Consider the following 15,135-nt stretch of genomic DNA (forward strand, 5'->3'; position numbering starts at 1 on the left):
GGGTAGGAGGTATGTCCGTATCCGGGGGATACGGGATACGGGTGACGGGTGCGGCCGGGCGCGGCCGGGCATGCGGGGGCACGGCCCCGCGGCGGCGGGGTCCGGGAGGAGCTCGCTACTGCGCGTCGGCAGGGGTGGCCGCGCGCACGCCGAGCAGGACGCTGTCGCGCCCGTCCTCCTCGGTGAGCTGGACCTTGACCGTCTCCCGCAGTGACGTCGGGAGGTTCTTGCCTACGTAGTCGGCACGGATGGGGAGTTCGCGGTGGCCGCGGTCGACGAGGACCGCGAGCTGGACGGCGCGCGGACGGCCGATGTCGTTCAGGGCGTCCAGCGCGGCGCGGATCGTGCGGCCGGAGAAGAGCACGTCGTCGACGAGGACGACCAGGCGGCCGTCGAGGCCCTCACCGGGGATCTCGGTGCGGGCGAGCGCCCGCGCCGGGCGGAGCCGCAGGTCGTCGCGGTACATGGTGATGTCGAGGGAGCCGACCGGGGTCTTGCCACCGGTGATCTCTTCGAGCTTGGCGGCCAGCCGGCGGGCGAGGAAGACGCCGCGCGTCGGAATGCCGAGGAGCACCACGTCGTCTGCGCCCTTGGCGCGCTCGACGATCTCGTGGGCGATGCGGGTCAGGACCCGGGCGATGTCCGGTGCCTCGAGCACGGGACGGGCGGCGGAGCCCGCGGGGCTCGCCTCGGAAATTGCGTCCATACGAAACGGACCTCCTTCTCCGCCTCACGGGACGGACATTAAAGGACGTCGGATTTACCCCTTCACCGTACCAGGCGCGGTGCGGGGCGCTCGCCGTCACCCCTCCTGGAGGACGGTATGGACCATTCGGCTTGACGAAGTCAGATTACGCTGCGTAACCTCACAGTGAGTTACCAGACACGCGGCAGTCGGAGAAGACGCCGTCGCACGTCGATACAGCGTCCGGGGAGCTTTATGTCCAGCGAATACGCCAAACAGCTCGGGGCCAAGCTCCGCGCCATCCGCACCCAGCAGGGCCTCTCCCTTCACGGCGTGGAGGAGAAGTCCCAGGGTCGCTGGAAGGCCGTCGTAGTGGGTTCGTACGAGCGCGGCGACCGTGCCGTGACCGTGCAGCGCCTGGCCGAGCTGGCCGACTTCTACGGGGTTCCCGTGCAGGAGCTGCTGCCCGGCACCACGCCGGGCGGCGCCGCCGAGCCGCCGCCGAAGCTGGTTCTGGACCTTGAGCGCCTGGCCCACGTGCCGGCCGAGAAGGCCGGCCCGCTCCAGCGTTACGCGGCGACCATCCAGAGCCAGCGCGGCGACTACAACGGCAAGGTCCTCTCGATCCGCCAGGACGACCTGCGGACCCTTGCCGTCATTTACGACCAGTCGCCCTCGGTGCTCACCGAGCAGCTGATCAGCTGGGGCGTGCTCGATGCGGATGCGCGCCGCGCGGTCCAGCACGAGGACGCCTGACGGCTGGTCCGCTTCATCACTACAACCGCCTGGGGGCGGGAAGACCTCAAGGTCTTCCCGCCCCCAGGCGGTTTGCTTTGTGTGCGGTCACAGCCGCGCGTGCCCGGGCCGGGCAGTCGCGAGCGGGCTCGCTACTGCTCGTCCCGGCGCAGGCTCGGCTTGAGCTCCTTGAAACGGCCGAGCAGACCGTTGACGAAGGCCGGCGACTCGTCGGTGGAGAACTCCTTGGCGAGCTGCACCGCCTCGTCGATCGCCACCGCGTCCGGGGTCTCGTCCTCCCAGATCAGCTCGTAGGCACCGAGCCGCACGATGTTCCGGTCCACGACCGGCATCCGGTCCAGGTCCCAGTCGACCGCGTAGGTGGAGATCAGCTCATCGATCCGGGACACGTGCTCGGCGTACCCCTCGACCAGCTGCATCGTGTACTCGTTCACCGGCGGCTGGCGGTCGTCGGACCGCGAGTGCCGGATCCAGTCCGCGAGGACGTTCTGCACGGTGATGCCGCGCTGGTCCGCCTCGAAGAGGATCTGGAAGGCGCGCTTGCGGGCCTTGCTGCGGGCGGCCACGGTTAGCTGTTCACCCGGCCGAGGTAATCGCCGGTGCGCGTGTCGACCTTGATCTTCTCGCCGGTGGTGACGAAGAGCGGGACCTGGATCTCGTAGCCCGTCTCCAGCTCGGCGGGCTTGGTGCCACCGGTGGAGCGGTCGCCCTGGACGCCCGGGTCGGTGTGCTTGATGGTCAGCTCGACGGCGGCCGGCAGCTCGACGTAGAGCACCTCGCCCTCGTGCGTGGCGACGGTGGCCTCGAAGCCCTCGATCAGGAAGTTCGCGGCGTCGCCGACGGCCTTCCGGTCGATCATGAGCTGGTCGTAGTCCTTCATGTCCATGAAGACGAAGTAGTCGCCGTCCATGTAGGAGAACTGCATGTCGCGGCGGTCGACAGTGGCCGTCTCGACCTTCACGCCGGCGTTGAAGGTCTTGTCGACGACCTTGCCGGAGAGCACGTTCTTCAGCTTCGTACGGACGAAGGCGGGGCCCTTGCCGGGCTTGACGTGCTGGAACTCGACGACGGACCAGAGCTGGCCGCCTTCGAGCTTGAGCACCATGCCGTTCTTGAGGTCGTTCGTGGATGCCACGGTTGCGGTATCTCCTGGACTGGTGGAACCAGAAAGTGCGGTGCGCCCCGCTAGAGCGCGAGCAGCTCTTTGGTCGTGATGGTGAGTAGCTCGGGTCCGCCGTCCGCCTCGGGGCGGACGACGAGCGTGTCATCGATCCGGACTCCGCCGCGGCCCGGGAGGTGTACCCCCGGATCTACGGTGACCGGCACGCAAGCGTCCAGTTTACCCATTGCCGAAGGTGTCAGCCGAGGGTCCTCGTCGTTTTCGAGCCCCACGCCGTGTCCGATCCTCGGCCCGACCCGCTCACCGTGCCCCGCGGCCTCCAGCACCACCCGCGCCGCACGGTCCACCTCCCGGTACGGCGTGCCCGGCGCGAGCGCCTCCCGGCCGGCCCGCTGCGCCGCGAACACCTGGTCGTACAGCTCGATCTGCCAGTCCGCCGGGCTGGTGCCGATCACGAACGTCCGGCCGATCTCGCTGCGGTAGCCGCCGTAGTCGGCGCCCACGCACACGCTGAGGAAGTCGCCCTCCTCCACCCGGCGGTCGCCGGGCAGGTGCCCGGCCAGCCCCGAGTTCGGGCCGGTGCCCACCGAGGTGGGGAAGGCCGGGCCCGTCGCACCGTGGTCGACCAGCCGGCGCTCCAGCTCCAGCGCCAGGTGCCGCTCGGTCCGCCCGACCAGGATCGACTCCAGCAGCTCCCCCAGCGCCTGGTCGGCGATCTCCGCGGCGATCCGGAGCGAGGAGATCTCCTCGGCGTCCTTGACGAGCCGCTGCTGCTCCACGGCGGTCCCGAGGTCGGTCAGGCGCAGCCGGGGAGCGGCGGACTGCAGGGCGCGGTGCCGGGAGACCGTCAGGTGGTGCTCCTCCACGGCGAGCGAACCGGCCCCGGCGGCCGCGGCGCGCTCGGCCCCGGCGACGGCCGGGTCGCCCTCCGCCTCCGGCACCACGACGACCTGCAGGTCCTCCGCGGCCCGGGGGCCGGCGGTGTCGCCGCTGGGATCGTCGCGCGGGCACAGCAGGACGTCCCGGCCGGGGCACACGAGCAGGGCCGCCCCGGCCGGGGCGGTGCCGGCCAGATAGCGGACGTTGGCGTTCCCGGTGACCAGGGCGGCCGCGCTCCCGCCCGCGTGGCAGCGCTCGCGCAGCCGGTCGCGGCGCGCCGCGTAGACCTCGGACATGGCACCGAGCCTACGGCGGCACCGCGTTCCCGGCCGTCCCAGCGCGTCCGACCGGGCGCCCGCTGCCGGAGGGGCGGCCGGGAGCCGGTCACCAGCTGGGCGGGCTGGCCAGCGAGCGGGCGACGACCTCGTCGAGGAGGCGGGCGGTGGTGGTGACGTCCTGCTGGGAGTTGTCGATGATCGGCAGGCCCGAGCCGTACCAGCCGGCCATCCGGCCGTGGATCCGGGCGACCTCCTCGTCGCCGAGGCGGCGGTTGCCCGTGCGCTCGGCGTTGCGCTCCAGGACGACCTCCAGGCCGGGGAGCAGGACCACGGGCAGCAGGCCGGGGCCCACGTGGCGCTTCCAGCCGCCGAGGCCGACGGCGGGCCGGTCGGGGAAGACGGCGTCGTCGAGGATGCAGGAGATGCCGTTGGCGAGGAAGTTGCGGGCGGCGAAGCCGCAGGTGCGGCGGGCCAGCCGGTACTGCGCCTCGGAGTGGTCGTTCCAGCCGGACTGCGGGTCGGCGAAGCCCGAGCGGACCCACTCGCGGACGTCGTCCAGGCTGATGTGGGCGGTGGGCACGCGGCGGGTGTCCGCCCAGTGCCGGGCCACGGTGGTCTTCCCGGCGCCGGCCGGGCCGATGAGGAGCACCGCGACGGCCGCGTGGGCGGGGTCCGGCGGGGGCGCGCCGGGCACGGATCCCGGCGCGGGCGCGCCCTGCGGGACCATGAGGTGGCCGGTCGGGTCGGCGGGCGCCGGGGCCGGCGGCGGGACCTGCGGGTGCGCGTGCGGCTGCGGGGCGGGCCAGCCCGGCGCGGGACCCGCGGCGGGCGGGGCCACGGGGGCGGGCGGGACGGGAGGTACGGGGTGGGACCCCAGGGGCGGGTGGCCGTTCGGCCGGCTGCCCGGCCCCTGCCCGGGGGGCGGTGGCAGCGGCGCTCCCACTGCGTGCTGCATGCGGTGGCACTCCGTCTCGTGCGGGCGACTGGCGCGTGGTGATGGGCCGCGAGGCCGGCCAGGAGGGGAGAGTACCGGAGAGGCCCGGGCCTCCCCCCTTGCCCCGGCCGCCGTGGGATGAACGGCCGGGGAAGGCGGGAAGTGCCCGAAGTGGGCGGAATCAGCCGGGAAGTGAGCCGGAAGCCGGCTCAGCCGGGTGCGCCCGGGAGCTCCTCGGCCAGGGCCCGCAGCGCGAGCCGGTACGAGCCGATGCCGAAGCCCGCGACGGTGCCGCTGGCGACCGCGGCGATCACCGAGGTGTGGCGGAACTCCTCGCGCGCGTACGGGTTGGAGATGTGCACCTCGACGAGCGGCGCGGTGCGCTGGGCGGCCGCGTCGCGCATGGCGTACGAGTAGTGCGTGAACGCACCGGGGTTGATGACGACGGGGAGGGCGCCGTCGGCCGCCTCGTGCAGCCAGCGGACCATCTCGCCCTCGTCGTTGGTCTCGCGCACCTCGACGGCGAAGCCGAGCTCCGCGCCGAGCCGGGTGCACTCCTCGACCAGGCCCTTGTAGGAGGTCGAGCCGTAGACGTCGGGCTCGCGGGAGCCGAGGCGGCCCAGGTTGGGGCCGTTGAGGACCAGGACCTTCTGCGGCTGTTCCGGCACGGCGCTCACGCCGCGATCTCGGCGTGCGCCGCGAGGAGCATCGCCGGGTCGGGGCCCTCCAGGACCGTGGGCCGGGCCAGGCCGTCCAGGACGATGAAGCGCAGCAGGTCCCCGCGCGACTTCTTGTCGACCTTCATGGTGTCCAGCAGCTTGGGCCACTGGTCGCCGCGGTAGGTGACCGGCAGGCCCACGGACTGCAGGATCGCCTTGTGCCGGTCGGCGGTCGCGTCGTCGAGCCGGCCGGCGATGCGGCCGAGCTCGGCGGCGAAGACCATGCCGACGGAGACCGCCGCGCCGTGCCGCCAGTTGTAGCGCTCGTTCTTCTCGATGGCGTGCGCGAGGGTGTGGCCGTAGTTGAGGATCTCGCGGCGGCCCGACTCCTTGAGGTCGGAGGAGACCACGTCGGCCTTGACCCGGATCGCCCGCTCGATCAGCTCGGCGGTGTGCTTGCCGGCGGGGGTGCGGGCCGCCTCCGGGTCCTCCTCGATCAGGCCGAGGATGGCCGGGTCGGCGATGAAGCCGGCCTTGATGATCTCGGCGAGGCCGCTGACGTAGTCGTGGACCGGCAGCGACTCCAGCGCGGCCAGGTCGCACAGGACCCCGGCCGGCGGGTGGAAGGCGCCGACGAGGTTCTTGCCCTCGGCGGTGTTGATGCCGGTCTTGCCGCCGACGGCGGCGTCGACCATGCCCAGCACCGTGGTGGGCACGGCGATCCAGCGCACGCCGCGCAGCCACGTCGCGGCGACGAAGCCGGCGAGGTCCGTGGTGGCGCCGCCGCCCACGCCGACGATGACGTCGGTGCGGGTGAAGCTGGTCTGCCCGAGCGCCTTCCAGCAGTAGGCCGCGACCTCGACGGTCTTGGACTCCTCCGCGTTCGGGAGCTGGATCGCGATGGCCTCGTAGCCCTGCTCGGCGAGGTCCTGCCGGAGCACCTCGCCGGTCTCGGCGAGCGCCTCGGGGTGGAGCACGGCGACCCGCTTGGCCTTGGTGCCGATGAGGCCGGGCAGCTCGCCCAGCAGCCGGTGTCCGACCAGGACCTCGTACGGGTCGGTGCCCGCGCTGCCGGCGACCTGGATGCGGGTGGGGGCGTCGGTCATGCGTTCCTCACTGCGTGGTGTCCTGTGTGCGGTCTCCGGGCACCGGCGCCAGGTGCAGGGCCTCCAGCACGGCGTCGGCGACCTCGTCCGGCGTGCGGCCGCCGGTGGCGACGGTGGCCCGGGCGACCTCCGTGTAGAGCGGGCGGCGGGCCTCCATCAGCTCGCGCCAGCGCTGCCGCGGGTTGACGGCGAGCAGCGGGCGCGGGGCGTCGAGGCCGACGCGCCGCACGGCGTCGGCCAGGTCGACGTCGAGGAAGACCACCGGCAGCCCCGCGAGGAGGGCGCGGGTCCCGTCGTCCATGATCGCGCCGCCGCCCAGCGAGAGCACGCCGGGGTGCCCGGCGACGGCGGCGCGCACGGCCTGCCGCTCCAGCTCCCGGAAGTGCGGCTCGCCCTCGTCGATGAAGATCTCCGGAATGGGCTTGCCGGCGGTCTTCTCGATGTCGGCGTCGGTGTCGCGGTAGCCGGTGCCCAGCCGCTGCGCGAGCAGGGCGCCGATGGTGGACTTGCCGGCTCCCGGCGGGCCCACCAGCACGACGACGGGCGTGGTCACTTGATGGCCAGGTTCTCGAGGTAGCCCCGGACGTTGCGGCGGGTCTCGGCGACGCTGTCGCCGCCGAACTTCTCCGCCACCGCGTCGGCCAGGACCAGGGCGACCATCGCCTCGGCGACGATGCCGGCGGCCGGGACCGCGCAGACGTCGGAGCGCTGGTGGTGGGCCTGGGCGGCCTCGCCGGTGGCCACATCGACCGTGCGCAGGGCGCGCGGGACGGTGGCGATCGGCTTCATCGCGGCGCGGACGCGCAGCAGCTCGCCCGTGGACAGGCCGCCCTCGGTGCCGCCGGAGCGGCCGGAGGTGCGGCGGATGCCGTCCTCGGTGGAGACGATCTCGTCGTGGGCCTGCGAGCCCGGCACGCGGGCCAGCTCGAAGCCGTCGCCGACCTCGACGCCCTTGATCGCCTGAATGCCCATCAGCGCGGCGGCCAGGCGGGCGTCCAGGCGCCGGTCCCAGTGGACGTGCGAGCCCAGGCCGACGGGAACGCCGTAGGCCAGGACCTCGACGACGCCGCCGAGCGTGTCGCCGTCCTTGTGGGCCTGGTCGATCTCGGCGACCATCGCCTTGCTCGCGGCCTCGTCCAGGCAGCGGACCGGGTCGGCGTCGAGCTTCTCGACGTCCGAGGGCTTGGGGTAGACGCCGAGCGGGGCCTTGGCCGCGGCCAGCTCGATGACGTGGGAGACGATCTCGATGCCCGTCGTCTCCTTCAGGTAGGAGCGGGCGACGGCGCCGAGCGCCACGCGGGCCGCGGTCTCGCGCGCGGAGGCGCGCTCCAGGATCGGGCGCGCCTCGTCGATCCCGTACTTCTGCATGCCCGCCAGGTCGGCGTGGCCGGGGCGGGGGCGGGTCAGCGGGGCGTTGCGGGCCAGCTCGGCGAGCTCCGCCGGGTCCACGGGGTCGGCCGACATGACCTTCTCCCACTTGGGCCACTCGGTGTTGCCCACCATCACCGCGACCGGGGAGCCCATCGTCAGGCCGTGCCGCACGCCGCCGAGGAAGGTGACCTCGTCGCGCTCGAACTTCATGCGTGCGCCGCGGCCGTAGCCGAGCCGCCGGCGGGCCAGGTGGTCCGCCACCATGTCCGTGGTGACCGGCACGCCGGCGGGCAGGCCCTCCAGCGTCGCCACGAGTGCCGGACCATGCGACTCACCGGCAGTCAGCCAGCGCAACCTGCTCAACGGGACTCCTCTTGCTCGCGCGCCTTGGATCGTGCGGCGACCGGTACGCGGTCCCGGCCCGCCGCTTCCGATCCTCCCATGCCGGGCGGGGCGTCCCGCTCTCCGGTCCGCGTTGCGGGACGGTCCGCGTCAGGTCGTGGGCAGGTCTCGGCCAATTTCTGTCAGGTTCAGGTCAGCCGGGGCTCCGAAGAGCGGCCGGCCGCGGGCGATTCCGGTCAGCCGCGGGCCATGAGGGCGGCCTCGCCAGCGGCGCGCATCGCGGCCAGCGGCGCCTCCGGGCACCCGGTCATCCGCTCGACCTGGAGGACCGCCTGGTGGACGAGGAGGTCCAGGCCGCCGAGGACCGTGCCGCCGCGCGCGGCCCAGGCCGCGGCCAGGGGCGTGGGCCACGGCTCGTAGAGGACGTCGAAGAGCGCGCCGGGGCGGTCCGGGACGGCCTCCGCGAGGGCGTCGGTGGCCCCGGCGGGCGTGGTGGCGACGACCAGCGGGGCGGCGAAGGCCCCGGCCGCCCGGGCCCAGTCCTCGGTGCGGACGGGCACGCCGAGCCGCTCGCCCCACTCGCGCATCTCGGCGGCGCGGGCCTCGCTGCGGACGTACACGGTGACCTCGCCGGTGCAGATCCCCGCGAGGGCGGCGAGGGCCGAGGACGCGGTGGCGCCCGCGCCGAGCACGGCCGCGGAGGCGGTCCGCGTCACGCCGCGCTCGCGCAGGGCCGCGGCGATGCCCGGGATGTCGGTGTTGTCGCCGAGACGGCGGCCGTCGTCGGTGAACACGACGGTGTTGACGGCCTCCACGGCGGCGGCCGTGTCGCTGACCCCGTCCAGCAGCGGGATTACCGCCCGCTTGAGCGGCATGGTCAGGGACAGCCCCGCCCAGCTGTCGTCCAGCCCGCCGAGGAAGGCGGGCAGCGCGGCCTCGCCGACCTCGAAGCGCTCGTACGTCCACTCCCCCAGGCCCAGCTCCGCGTACGCCGCCCGGTGCAGGACCGGGGAGAGCGAGTGGGCGATCGGGGAGCCGAGGACCGCCGCGCGGTGGCGTCGCGTCACTGTCCCGCCGCCTTCTTGTGCTCCTTGTTGTACCGCTCGCGGTTCTTGTTGTGCTCCTCGTTGGTCACCGCGAACAATGTCTCGTTCTCGTTGATCGAGACGAAGTAGTACCAAGGACCGGGCGTGGGGGCCAGCGCCGACTTCAGGGCCTCCAGGCCGGGGTTGTTGATCGGCCCGGGGGGCAGTCCCTTGATCTTGTACGTGTTGTACGGGTCCTTGAACTGCCGCAGGTCGCTGACGGCGCCGGTGTCCAGCGTGGAGGTGTTCTTGGCGTAGTTGACCGTCGAGTCGAAGTCGAGGAGGCCGTACGTCTCCTTGTTGTCCGGCTTGAGCCGGTTGTAGATGACGCGCGAGACCTTGTCGAAGTCGTGCTTGTAGCGGCCCTCGGCCTGGACGAGGCTCGCCACCGTGATCACCTGGAGCGGCGACTTCAAGCCGAGCTCCTTGGCCTTGCCCTCCAGGTCCTGCTTGCCGTAGTTGTCCTTGGCCCGGGTGACCATCTGGCGGAGGATGTCCTCGGGCTTGGTGCCCTTGCCCGCGCTGTACTGCGACGGGAAGAGGAAGCCCTCCAGCGGGTCCTTGATGTTCGGGTCGGTGTTCGCCCAGTCCGGCAGGCCGAGATTCTTCGCCTGGCTCTTGGCGGCGCCCTTGGTGGTGCCCTCGGCGAGCCCGAGCTTCTTGTCGATCGCGGCGTAGATCTGCCCGGCCCGCTGGCCCTCGCCGATCGTCAGGAAGTTGCCGGCGTTGGTCATCATCTCGACCGCGGCCGCGCCGGACATCTCCTTGTGCAGGGTGTACGTGCCCGGCTGGATGGCCTTCTTGGCGGCGGCGTTGGTGAAGGCGCCGACGCTCTTGACGACCCCGGCCTCCTGCAGGACCTTGCCCATCTCCGTCAGGCTGGCCCCCTTGGGGATCTCGACCTGGACCTGGCCGCTGCCCTGGCCCTCGTAGTCGGGCGCCGCGCCGAAATGGGTCTGCCAGTAGTCGTAAGCGAGGTAGCCGCCACCGCCCACGGCGCCGATGAGGACCACGGCCACCACCAGACAGGCGGTGCCGCTGCGGCGCTTGTTCTTCTTGGGCTTCTTGGACTTGCCGCGCCGGTCCCGGCCGCGGGAGGGCTCCTCGTGGTCCTCGTCGTCCTCGTCGCCGGCCGCACCGGCCGCACCGGACTCGTCGTCCCGCTCACCGGGGCGGGGCGTGGCGGGCGGCAGGTCGTCGAAGAGGGAGATCTTCTCGTCGTCCGGCTCGGACCACTCCTGCTGCGGCTGGTACGCCTGCTGCTGCGGCACGTGCTGGTCCTGCTGGAGATGCTGCTGGGGCTGCCCGCCCTGCTGATGCCCCTGCTGGTGTCCCTGCTGGCCGTGAGGCTGCTGATGCGACTGCTGGTGCTGAGGCTGCTGCTGGTAGCCGTCGGGCGTGCCGTAGTAGTCGGACTGACCGCCGCCGTAGGTGTCGCCGGGCTGCTGCACGTACTGGCCGCCCTGGCCGCCCTGCGTGTCGCCCGGGTGCCCGGGGTGGCCGCCCTGGCCGCCGTACGGACCGGGCCCGCCGCCCTGCGCGGGGTCCCAGCCGTATTGCTGCTGACCGTACTGAGGCTGCTGCGACTGCTGCGGATGCTGCTGCTGTCCGCTGTAGCCCTGGTCCCCGTACAGCGGGTCGTCAGGATGCCACGGTTGGGAGCCGGAGCCCCGGCCGTACTCAGTCATCGATCCCCTAGAGCCGCGCAGCGGCAGCAGGTGGGCGCTCCGAGGAGCGCGGTTCCCAGTCGTCCGGCCGTCGACAGAGACGACGGCCGGACGGCTGCCATGTGTTCAGCGCGGAACGTTACCGTACTGCGATCAGATGACCACTTCGACGGTCTCGCCCGGAGGCCTTCCGGAGACCTTCTCGGTCTCCAGGGCGTTCTGCAGGATGACGACCGCGGCCGCCTGGTCGACCACGGACCGCCCCTTCTTCGAGCTGACGCCCGAGGCCCGCAGCCCCTGCGTCGCCGTCACCGTGGTCATGCGCTCGTCGACGAGGCGCACCGGCACGGGCGCCACGCGGCGGGCCATCTCCCTGGCGAAGGTGCGGACCTTGGCCGCGGCCGGCCCCTCCCCTCCCTTGAGGGAACGGGGCAGGCCGACGACGACCTCGATCGGCTCGTATTCCGCGACGATCTCCACGAGCCGCTTGTGGGCCTTGGGGATGTCACGGCCGGGCACGGTCTCCACCGGGGTGGCGAGGATCCCGTCGGGGTCGCACGAGGCGACCCCGATCCGGGCGTCCCCGACGTCGACGGAGAGGCGTCTTCCTCGGCGCACGGAGATCAGGCCGCCTCGGCCACGAGGCGCTCGACGGCGGCCATGGCCTCGTCGAGGGCCTCGGGGTTCTGGCCGCCGCCCTGGGCGACGTCCGGCTTGCCGCCACCGCCGCCGCCGAGGGTCTTGGCGGCCGTACGGACCAGGTCGCCGGCCTTGAGACCGCGCTCGCGGGCGGCCTCGTTGGTGGCGATGACCGTCAGCGGGCGGCCGTTGGCGACCGTGAACAGGGCCACGACGGCCGGGCGGCCGCCGCCGATGCGGCTGCGCACGTCGAGGACGAGCTTGCGCAGGTCGTCGGCGCCGGTGCCGTCCTGCACGCGGCCGGTGACCAGGGCCGTGCCGTGCACGTCCTTGGCGCCCTCGGCCAGGCCCGCGGCGGCCTGCAGGACCTTCTCGGCGCGGAAGCGCTCGATCTCCTTCTCGGCGTCCTTGAGCTTGGCGAGCATGCCGGAGATCTTCTCCGGCAGCTCCTCCGGGCGGCCCTTGACGAGCTCCTGGAGCTGGGCGACGACCGTGTGCTCCCTGGCCAGGAAGTTGTAGGCGTCGGCACCGACGAGGGCCTCGACACGGCGCACGCCCGAGCCGATGGACGACTCGCCCAGCAGCTTCACCAGGCCCAGCTGGGCGGTGTTGGCGACGTGCGTACCGCCGCACAGCTCCTTGGAGAAGTCGCCGATGGTCACGACGCGTACGCGCTCGCCGTACTTCTCGCCGAACTCGGCGATCGCACCGGACTTCTTGGCCTCGTCCAGGCTCATGACCTCGGCGTGGACATCGAGCTCGTGGGAGAGGACCTCGTTGATGCGCTGCTCGACGTCGGTGAGGACCGAGCCGGGTACGGCGGTCGGCGAACCGAAGTCGAAGCGGAAGCGGCCCGGCGAGTTCTCCGAGCCGGCCTGGGCGGCCGTCGGGCCGAGCGCGTCACGCAGGGCCTGGTGGGTGAGGTGCGTGGCCGAGTGGGCACGGGCGATGGCCCGGCGGCGCTTGACGTCGATCGAGGCGTAGGCGGAGGCGCCCACGGTGACCTCGCCGACCTGGACGACGCCCTTGTGCACGTGCACGCCCGGAACGGGCTTCTGCACGTCGCGGACCTCGATCACGGCACCGGTGTCGAGCTTGATGCGGCCGGTGTCGGCGAGCTGGCCGCCGCCCTCGGCGTAGAAGGGGGTGCGGTCCAGGACGACCTCGACCTCGTCGCCCTCGGTGGCGGCCGGCGAGGGCAGGCCGTCGACGAGGAGACCGACGATCGTGGACTCGTTCTCGGTGCGCGTGTAGCCGGTGAAGTCGGTCTCGCCGGCGGTGTCGGCCACCTCGCGGTAGGCGGACAGGTCGGCGTGGCCGGTCTTCTTGGCCTTGGCGTCGGCCTTGGCCCGCTCCCGCTGCTCCTTCATCAGGCGGCGGAAGCCGTCCTCGTCCACGGAAAGGCCCTGCTCGGCGGCCATCTCCAGGGTGAGGTCGATCGGGAAGCCCCAGGTGTCGTGGAGCAGGAACGCCTTGTCGCCGGCCAGGACCTTGCCGCCGGCGGCCTTGGTCTCCGTGACGGCGGTGTCGAGGATGTTGGTGCCGGCCTTGAGCGTCTTGAGGAAGGCGGCCTCCTCGGCGAGGGCGACCGTCTCGATGCGCTTGCGGTCGGTCTCCAGCTCCGGGTACTGCTGGCCCATCGTCTTGATGACGACGTCGAGCAGCTCGGCCACCACGGGACCGGTGGCACCCATCAGGCGCATGTTGCGGATGGCGCGGCGCATGATGCGGCGCAGGACGTAGCCGCGGCCCTCGTTGCCGGGGGTGACGCCGTCGCCGATGAGCATCGTGGACGTGCGCATGTGGTCGGCGACCACGCGCAGCGAGACGTCCGTGTCGTGGGCGGCGCCGTAGCGCACGCCGGTCAGCTCGGTGGCCTTGTCCATGACGACGCGCAGGGTGTCGGTCTCGTACATGTTCTGCACGCCCTGCAGGATCATGGCGAGGCGCTCGAGGCCGAGACCGGTGTCGATGTTCTTCGACGGCAGGTCGCCGAGGATCGGGAAGTCCTCCTTGCCGTCACCCGCACCGCGCTCGTACTGCATGAAGACCAGGTTCCAGATCTCCACGTAGCGCTCGTCGTTGACGGCCGGGCCGCCCTCGGCGCCGAACTCGGGGCCGCGGTCGTAGTTGATCTCGGAGCACGGGCCGCACGGGCCGGGCACGCCCATGGACCAGTAGTTGTCCTTCTTGCCCAGGCGCTGGATCCGCTCGGCGGGCACGCCGACGACGTCGCGCCAGATGCGCTCGGCCTCGTCGTCCTCCAGGTAGACGGTGATCCAGAGCTTCTCCGGCTCCAGGCCGAAGCCGCCGTCCGCCACGGGAGTCGTGAGCAGCTCCCAGGCGAGCTTGATGGCGCCTTCCTTGAAGTAGTCGCCGAAGGAGAAGTTGCCGCACATCTGGAAGAACGTGCCGTGCCGGGTGGTCTTGCCGACCTCCTCGATGTCCGGCGTGCGGACGCACTTCTGCACGCTGGTGGCGCGCGTGAAGGGCGGCTTGACCTCGCCGAGGAAGTACGGCTTGAAGGGGACCATGCCCGCGGGGACCAGCAGCAGGGTCGGGTCGTCCGCGATGAGCGACGCCGACGGCACGACGGTGTGCCCACGCTCCTCGAAGAAGCGCAGCCAGCGCCTGCGGATTTCAGCCGACTCCATCAGTGGTCCTCTTTCCGGGTGAGCGAATGGTGGGTGTGGTGCGGGTCGAGCGCGACGAGGTGCCGCTGACCGGGGAGCGCGTGGCGCTCGGGGGCGGGCGGCGCCGCCGTGAGGCCGAGCGCGTCCTTGAGCGCCGCTTCCCGGTGCGCCATCCCGTCCCGGACGTCCAGCGCGAAGAGCTTGACCTTGCGCCCCGCGATGACCGCGCGGTCCGCGGCCTGCAGGGCCAGGCTCTCCGGAGTGAGCTTGGCGAGCTTCCGGTTGACCTTGGTGGTGGCCCAGACACCGGCTGCTACACCGGTCGTGAACCAGAAGGTGCGGCGGAACATTCCTGGGGTCAACCCTTCCCACGGGTGCGGCGGCGGCCGGCGCGGGCGGACGGCAGCGGGCTGCCGACGGCCTTGCCGGCGAAGACGGAGCCCTCCGGCTCGGAAACGGCCCGGCGGCCCATCGCCCGCCGGACGCCGTAGCCGAAGGCGGCGACCTTGACCAGCGGGCCGCCGAAGGCGGAGGAGACGGTCGAGGAGAGCGCCGAGGCGTTCGCCGTGACCTCCTGGACGTCAGCGGCGATCGAGTCGACGCGGGCGAGCTGGGTGTGCGCGGACCGGACGGTCGCCGAGGCGTCGGCGAGGAGGGGCACGGCCTGCTCGGTGACGTCGGCGACCAGCTTGGTGGCCGCCTTGAGCGTCTGCGCGAGGCGCACCAGCACCAGGGCGATGAACGACACCAGGATGGCCCAGAAGACGGCCACGAGGATCCCGGCCACCTCTCCACCGGACACGCTGCACCCGCTCCCTAGCTGGTCTTCGTCGCTATGTCTTGTCCCTGCCCGGGTGTTTCCCGGGGGCAGGTACTGACCTTATCGCGCCGGGCATCGCGGCCAGCACCGCATTTCCCGCGGCGTACGGCGGGACCTGCGGCCCGGCGCTCCCCCGGCGCTCCGGATACGCGGCAGCCCGC

16 protein-coding genes are annotated in these 15,135 nt (G+C 72.4%); 1 reads left to right on the forward strand and 15 read right to left on the reverse strand.

Going from position 1 to position 15,135, the window contains the following annotated elements; all coding sequences use genetic code 11:
• Positions 1 to 115: 115 nt before the first annotated feature.
• On the reverse strand, positions 116 to 706 hold the full coding sequence (pyrR, locus tag ACFZCD_RS26705; protein ID WP_391835109.1) for a bifunctional pyr operon transcriptional regulator/uracil phosphoribosyltransferase PyrR: 591 nt from the start codon (positions 704 to 706) through the stop codon (positions 116 to 118).
• Positions 707 to 940: 234 nt separating this feature from the next.
• On the opposite strand from pyrR, the gene bldD reads away from it, so the two are divergent.
• A complete protein-coding gene (gene bldD, locus ACFZCD_RS26710; RefSeq protein WP_004948690.1) occupies positions 941 to 1,441 on the forward strand; it encodes a transcriptional regulator BldD in 501 nt (166 codons plus the stop codon).
• A 131-nt stretch (positions 1,442 to 1,572) separates the two neighbouring features.
• Here the strand turns inward: bldD and nusB are convergent, their stop codons facing one another.
• The 14 genes from nusB to ACFZCD_RS26780 form a co-directional block, all read right to left on the reverse strand.
• Positions 1,573 to 2,007: a transcription antitermination factor NusB gene (gene nusB / locus ACFZCD_RS26715; RefSeq protein ID WP_391835111.1), complete on the reverse strand. Its 435-nt coding sequence runs from the start codon at positions 2,005 to 2,007 to the stop codon at positions 1,573 to 1,575.
• A 2-nt stretch (positions 2,008 to 2,009) separates the two neighbouring features.
• Positions 2,010 to 2,576, reverse strand: coding sequence for an elongation factor P (gene efp / locus ACFZCD_RS26720; protein WP_391835113.1), 567 nt, complete (start codon positions 2,574 to 2,576; stop codon positions 2,010 to 2,012).
• Between the two features lie 50 nt (positions 2,577 to 2,626).
• The gene (locus ACFZCD_RS26725; protein ID WP_391835115.1) at positions 2,627 to 3,736 is read right to left on the reverse strand and encodes an aminopeptidase P family protein; all 1,110 of its coding nucleotides are present in this window, start codon (positions 3,734 to 3,736) and stop codon (positions 2,627 to 2,629) included.
• A gap of 88 nt (positions 3,737 to 3,824) precedes the next feature.
• Positions 3,825 to 4,673, reverse strand: a complete 849-nt coding sequence (locus ACFZCD_RS26730; RefSeq protein WP_391835117.1) for an AAA family ATPase — start codon at positions 4,671 to 4,673, stop codon at positions 3,825 to 3,827.
• A 188-nt stretch (positions 4,674 to 4,861) separates the two neighbouring features.
• Positions 4,862 to 5,329 (reverse strand): type II 3-dehydroquinate dehydratase, encoded by a 468-nt coding sequence (gene aroQ, locus ACFZCD_RS26735; protein ID WP_391835119.1) that lies wholly within the window; start codon positions 5,327 to 5,329, stop codon positions 4,862 to 4,864.
• Positions 5,326 to 6,417 (reverse strand): 3-dehydroquinate synthase, encoded by a 1,092-nt coding sequence (gene aroB, locus ACFZCD_RS26740; protein ID WP_391835121.1) that lies wholly within the window; start codon positions 6,415 to 6,417, stop codon positions 5,326 to 5,328. The genes aroQ and aroB overlap by 4 nt, the downstream gene beginning before the upstream one ends.
• 7 nt (positions 6,418 to 6,424) lie before the next feature.
• Entirely contained in the window at positions 6,425 to 6,970 is a 546-nt protein-coding gene (locus tag ACFZCD_RS26745; protein ID WP_391835123.1) for a shikimate kinase, read from the reverse strand.
• Positions 6,967 to 8,151 (reverse strand): chorismate synthase, encoded by a 1,185-nt coding sequence (aroC, locus tag ACFZCD_RS26750; RefSeq protein WP_391835125.1) that lies wholly within the window; start codon positions 8,149 to 8,151, stop codon positions 6,967 to 6,969. The genes ACFZCD_RS26745 and aroC overlap by 4 nt, the downstream gene beginning before the upstream one ends.
• A 215-nt stretch (positions 8,152 to 8,366) precedes the next feature.
• Complete coding sequence (locus ACFZCD_RS26755; protein WP_391835127.1) at positions 8,367 to 9,197, reverse strand: shikimate dehydrogenase; 831 nt, start codon at positions 9,195 to 9,197, stop codon at positions 8,367 to 8,369.
• The gene (mltG, locus tag ACFZCD_RS26760) at positions 9,194 to 10,903 is read right to left on the reverse strand and encodes an endolytic transglycosylase MltG (RefSeq protein WP_391835129.1); all 1,710 of its coding nucleotides are present in this window, start codon (positions 10,901 to 10,903) and stop codon (positions 9,194 to 9,196) included. The genes ACFZCD_RS26755 and mltG overlap by 4 nt, the downstream gene beginning before the upstream one ends.
• A 132-nt stretch (positions 10,904 to 11,035) precedes the next feature.
• Positions 11,036 to 11,506 (reverse strand): Holliday junction resolvase RuvX, encoded by a 471-nt coding sequence (ruvX, locus tag ACFZCD_RS26765; RefSeq protein ID WP_391835631.1) that lies wholly within the window; start codon positions 11,504 to 11,506, stop codon positions 11,036 to 11,038.
• On the reverse strand, positions 11,506 to 14,175 hold the full coding sequence (gene alaS, locus ACFZCD_RS26770) for an alanine--tRNA ligase (RefSeq protein WP_391835131.1): 2,670 nt from the start codon (positions 14,173 to 14,175) through the stop codon (positions 11,506 to 11,508). The genes ruvX and alaS overlap by 1 nt, the downstream gene beginning before the upstream one ends.
• Positions 14,175 to 14,504, reverse strand: coding sequence for a DUF6167 family protein (locus tag ACFZCD_RS26775; RefSeq protein ID WP_391835133.1), 330 nt, complete (start codon positions 14,502 to 14,504; stop codon positions 14,175 to 14,177). Before ACFZCD_RS26775 ends, alaS begins: the two co-directional genes overlap by 1 nt.
• An 8-nt stretch (positions 14,505 to 14,512) precedes the next feature.
• Entirely contained in the window at positions 14,513 to 14,956 is a 444-nt protein-coding gene (locus tag ACFZCD_RS26780; protein WP_391835135.1) for a DUF948 domain-containing protein, read from the reverse strand.
• Positions 14,957 to 15,135: the final 179 nt, after the last annotated feature.

It is taken from the genome of Streptomyces sp. NPDC008001 (genome assembly GCF_042958085.1).
Classification (GTDB): Bacteria; Actinomycetota; Actinomycetes; order Streptomycetales; family Streptomycetaceae; genus Streptomyces.

Excerpts from the sequence above, each read along its gene's own strand:
- ACFZCD_RS26725 (WP_391835115.1), bottom strand. The coding sequence starts at position 3,736 with ATGTCCGAGGTCTACGCGGCGCGCCGCGACCGGCTGCGCGAGCGCTGC.
- mltG (WP_391835129.1), bottom strand. The coding sequence starts at position 10,903 with ATGACTGAGTACGGCCGGGGCTCCGGCTCCCAACCGTGGCATCCTGAC.
- ACFZCD_RS26775 (WP_391835133.1), bottom strand. The coding sequence starts at position 14,504 with ATGTTCCGCCGCACCTTCTGGTTCACGACCGGTGTAGCAGCCGGTGTC.
- pyrR (WP_391835109.1), bottom strand. The coding sequence starts at position 706 with ATGGACGCAATTTCCGAGGCGAGCCCCGCGGGCTCCGCCGCCCGTCCC.
- bldD (WP_004948690.1), top strand. The coding sequence starts at position 941 with ATGTCCAGCGAATACGCCAAACAGCTCGGGGCCAAGCTCCGCGCCATC.
- ACFZCD_RS26730 (WP_391835117.1), bottom strand. The coding sequence starts at position 4,673 with ATGCAGCACGCAGTGGGAGCGCCGCTGCCACCGCCCCCCGGGCAGGGG.
- aroB (WP_391835121.1), bottom strand. The coding sequence starts at position 6,417 with ATGACCGACGCCCCCACCCGCATCCAGGTCGCCGGCAGCGCGGGCACC.
- alaS (WP_391835131.1), bottom strand. The coding sequence starts at position 14,175 with ATGGAGTCGGCTGAAATCCGCAGGCGCTGGCTGCGCTTCTTCGAGGAG.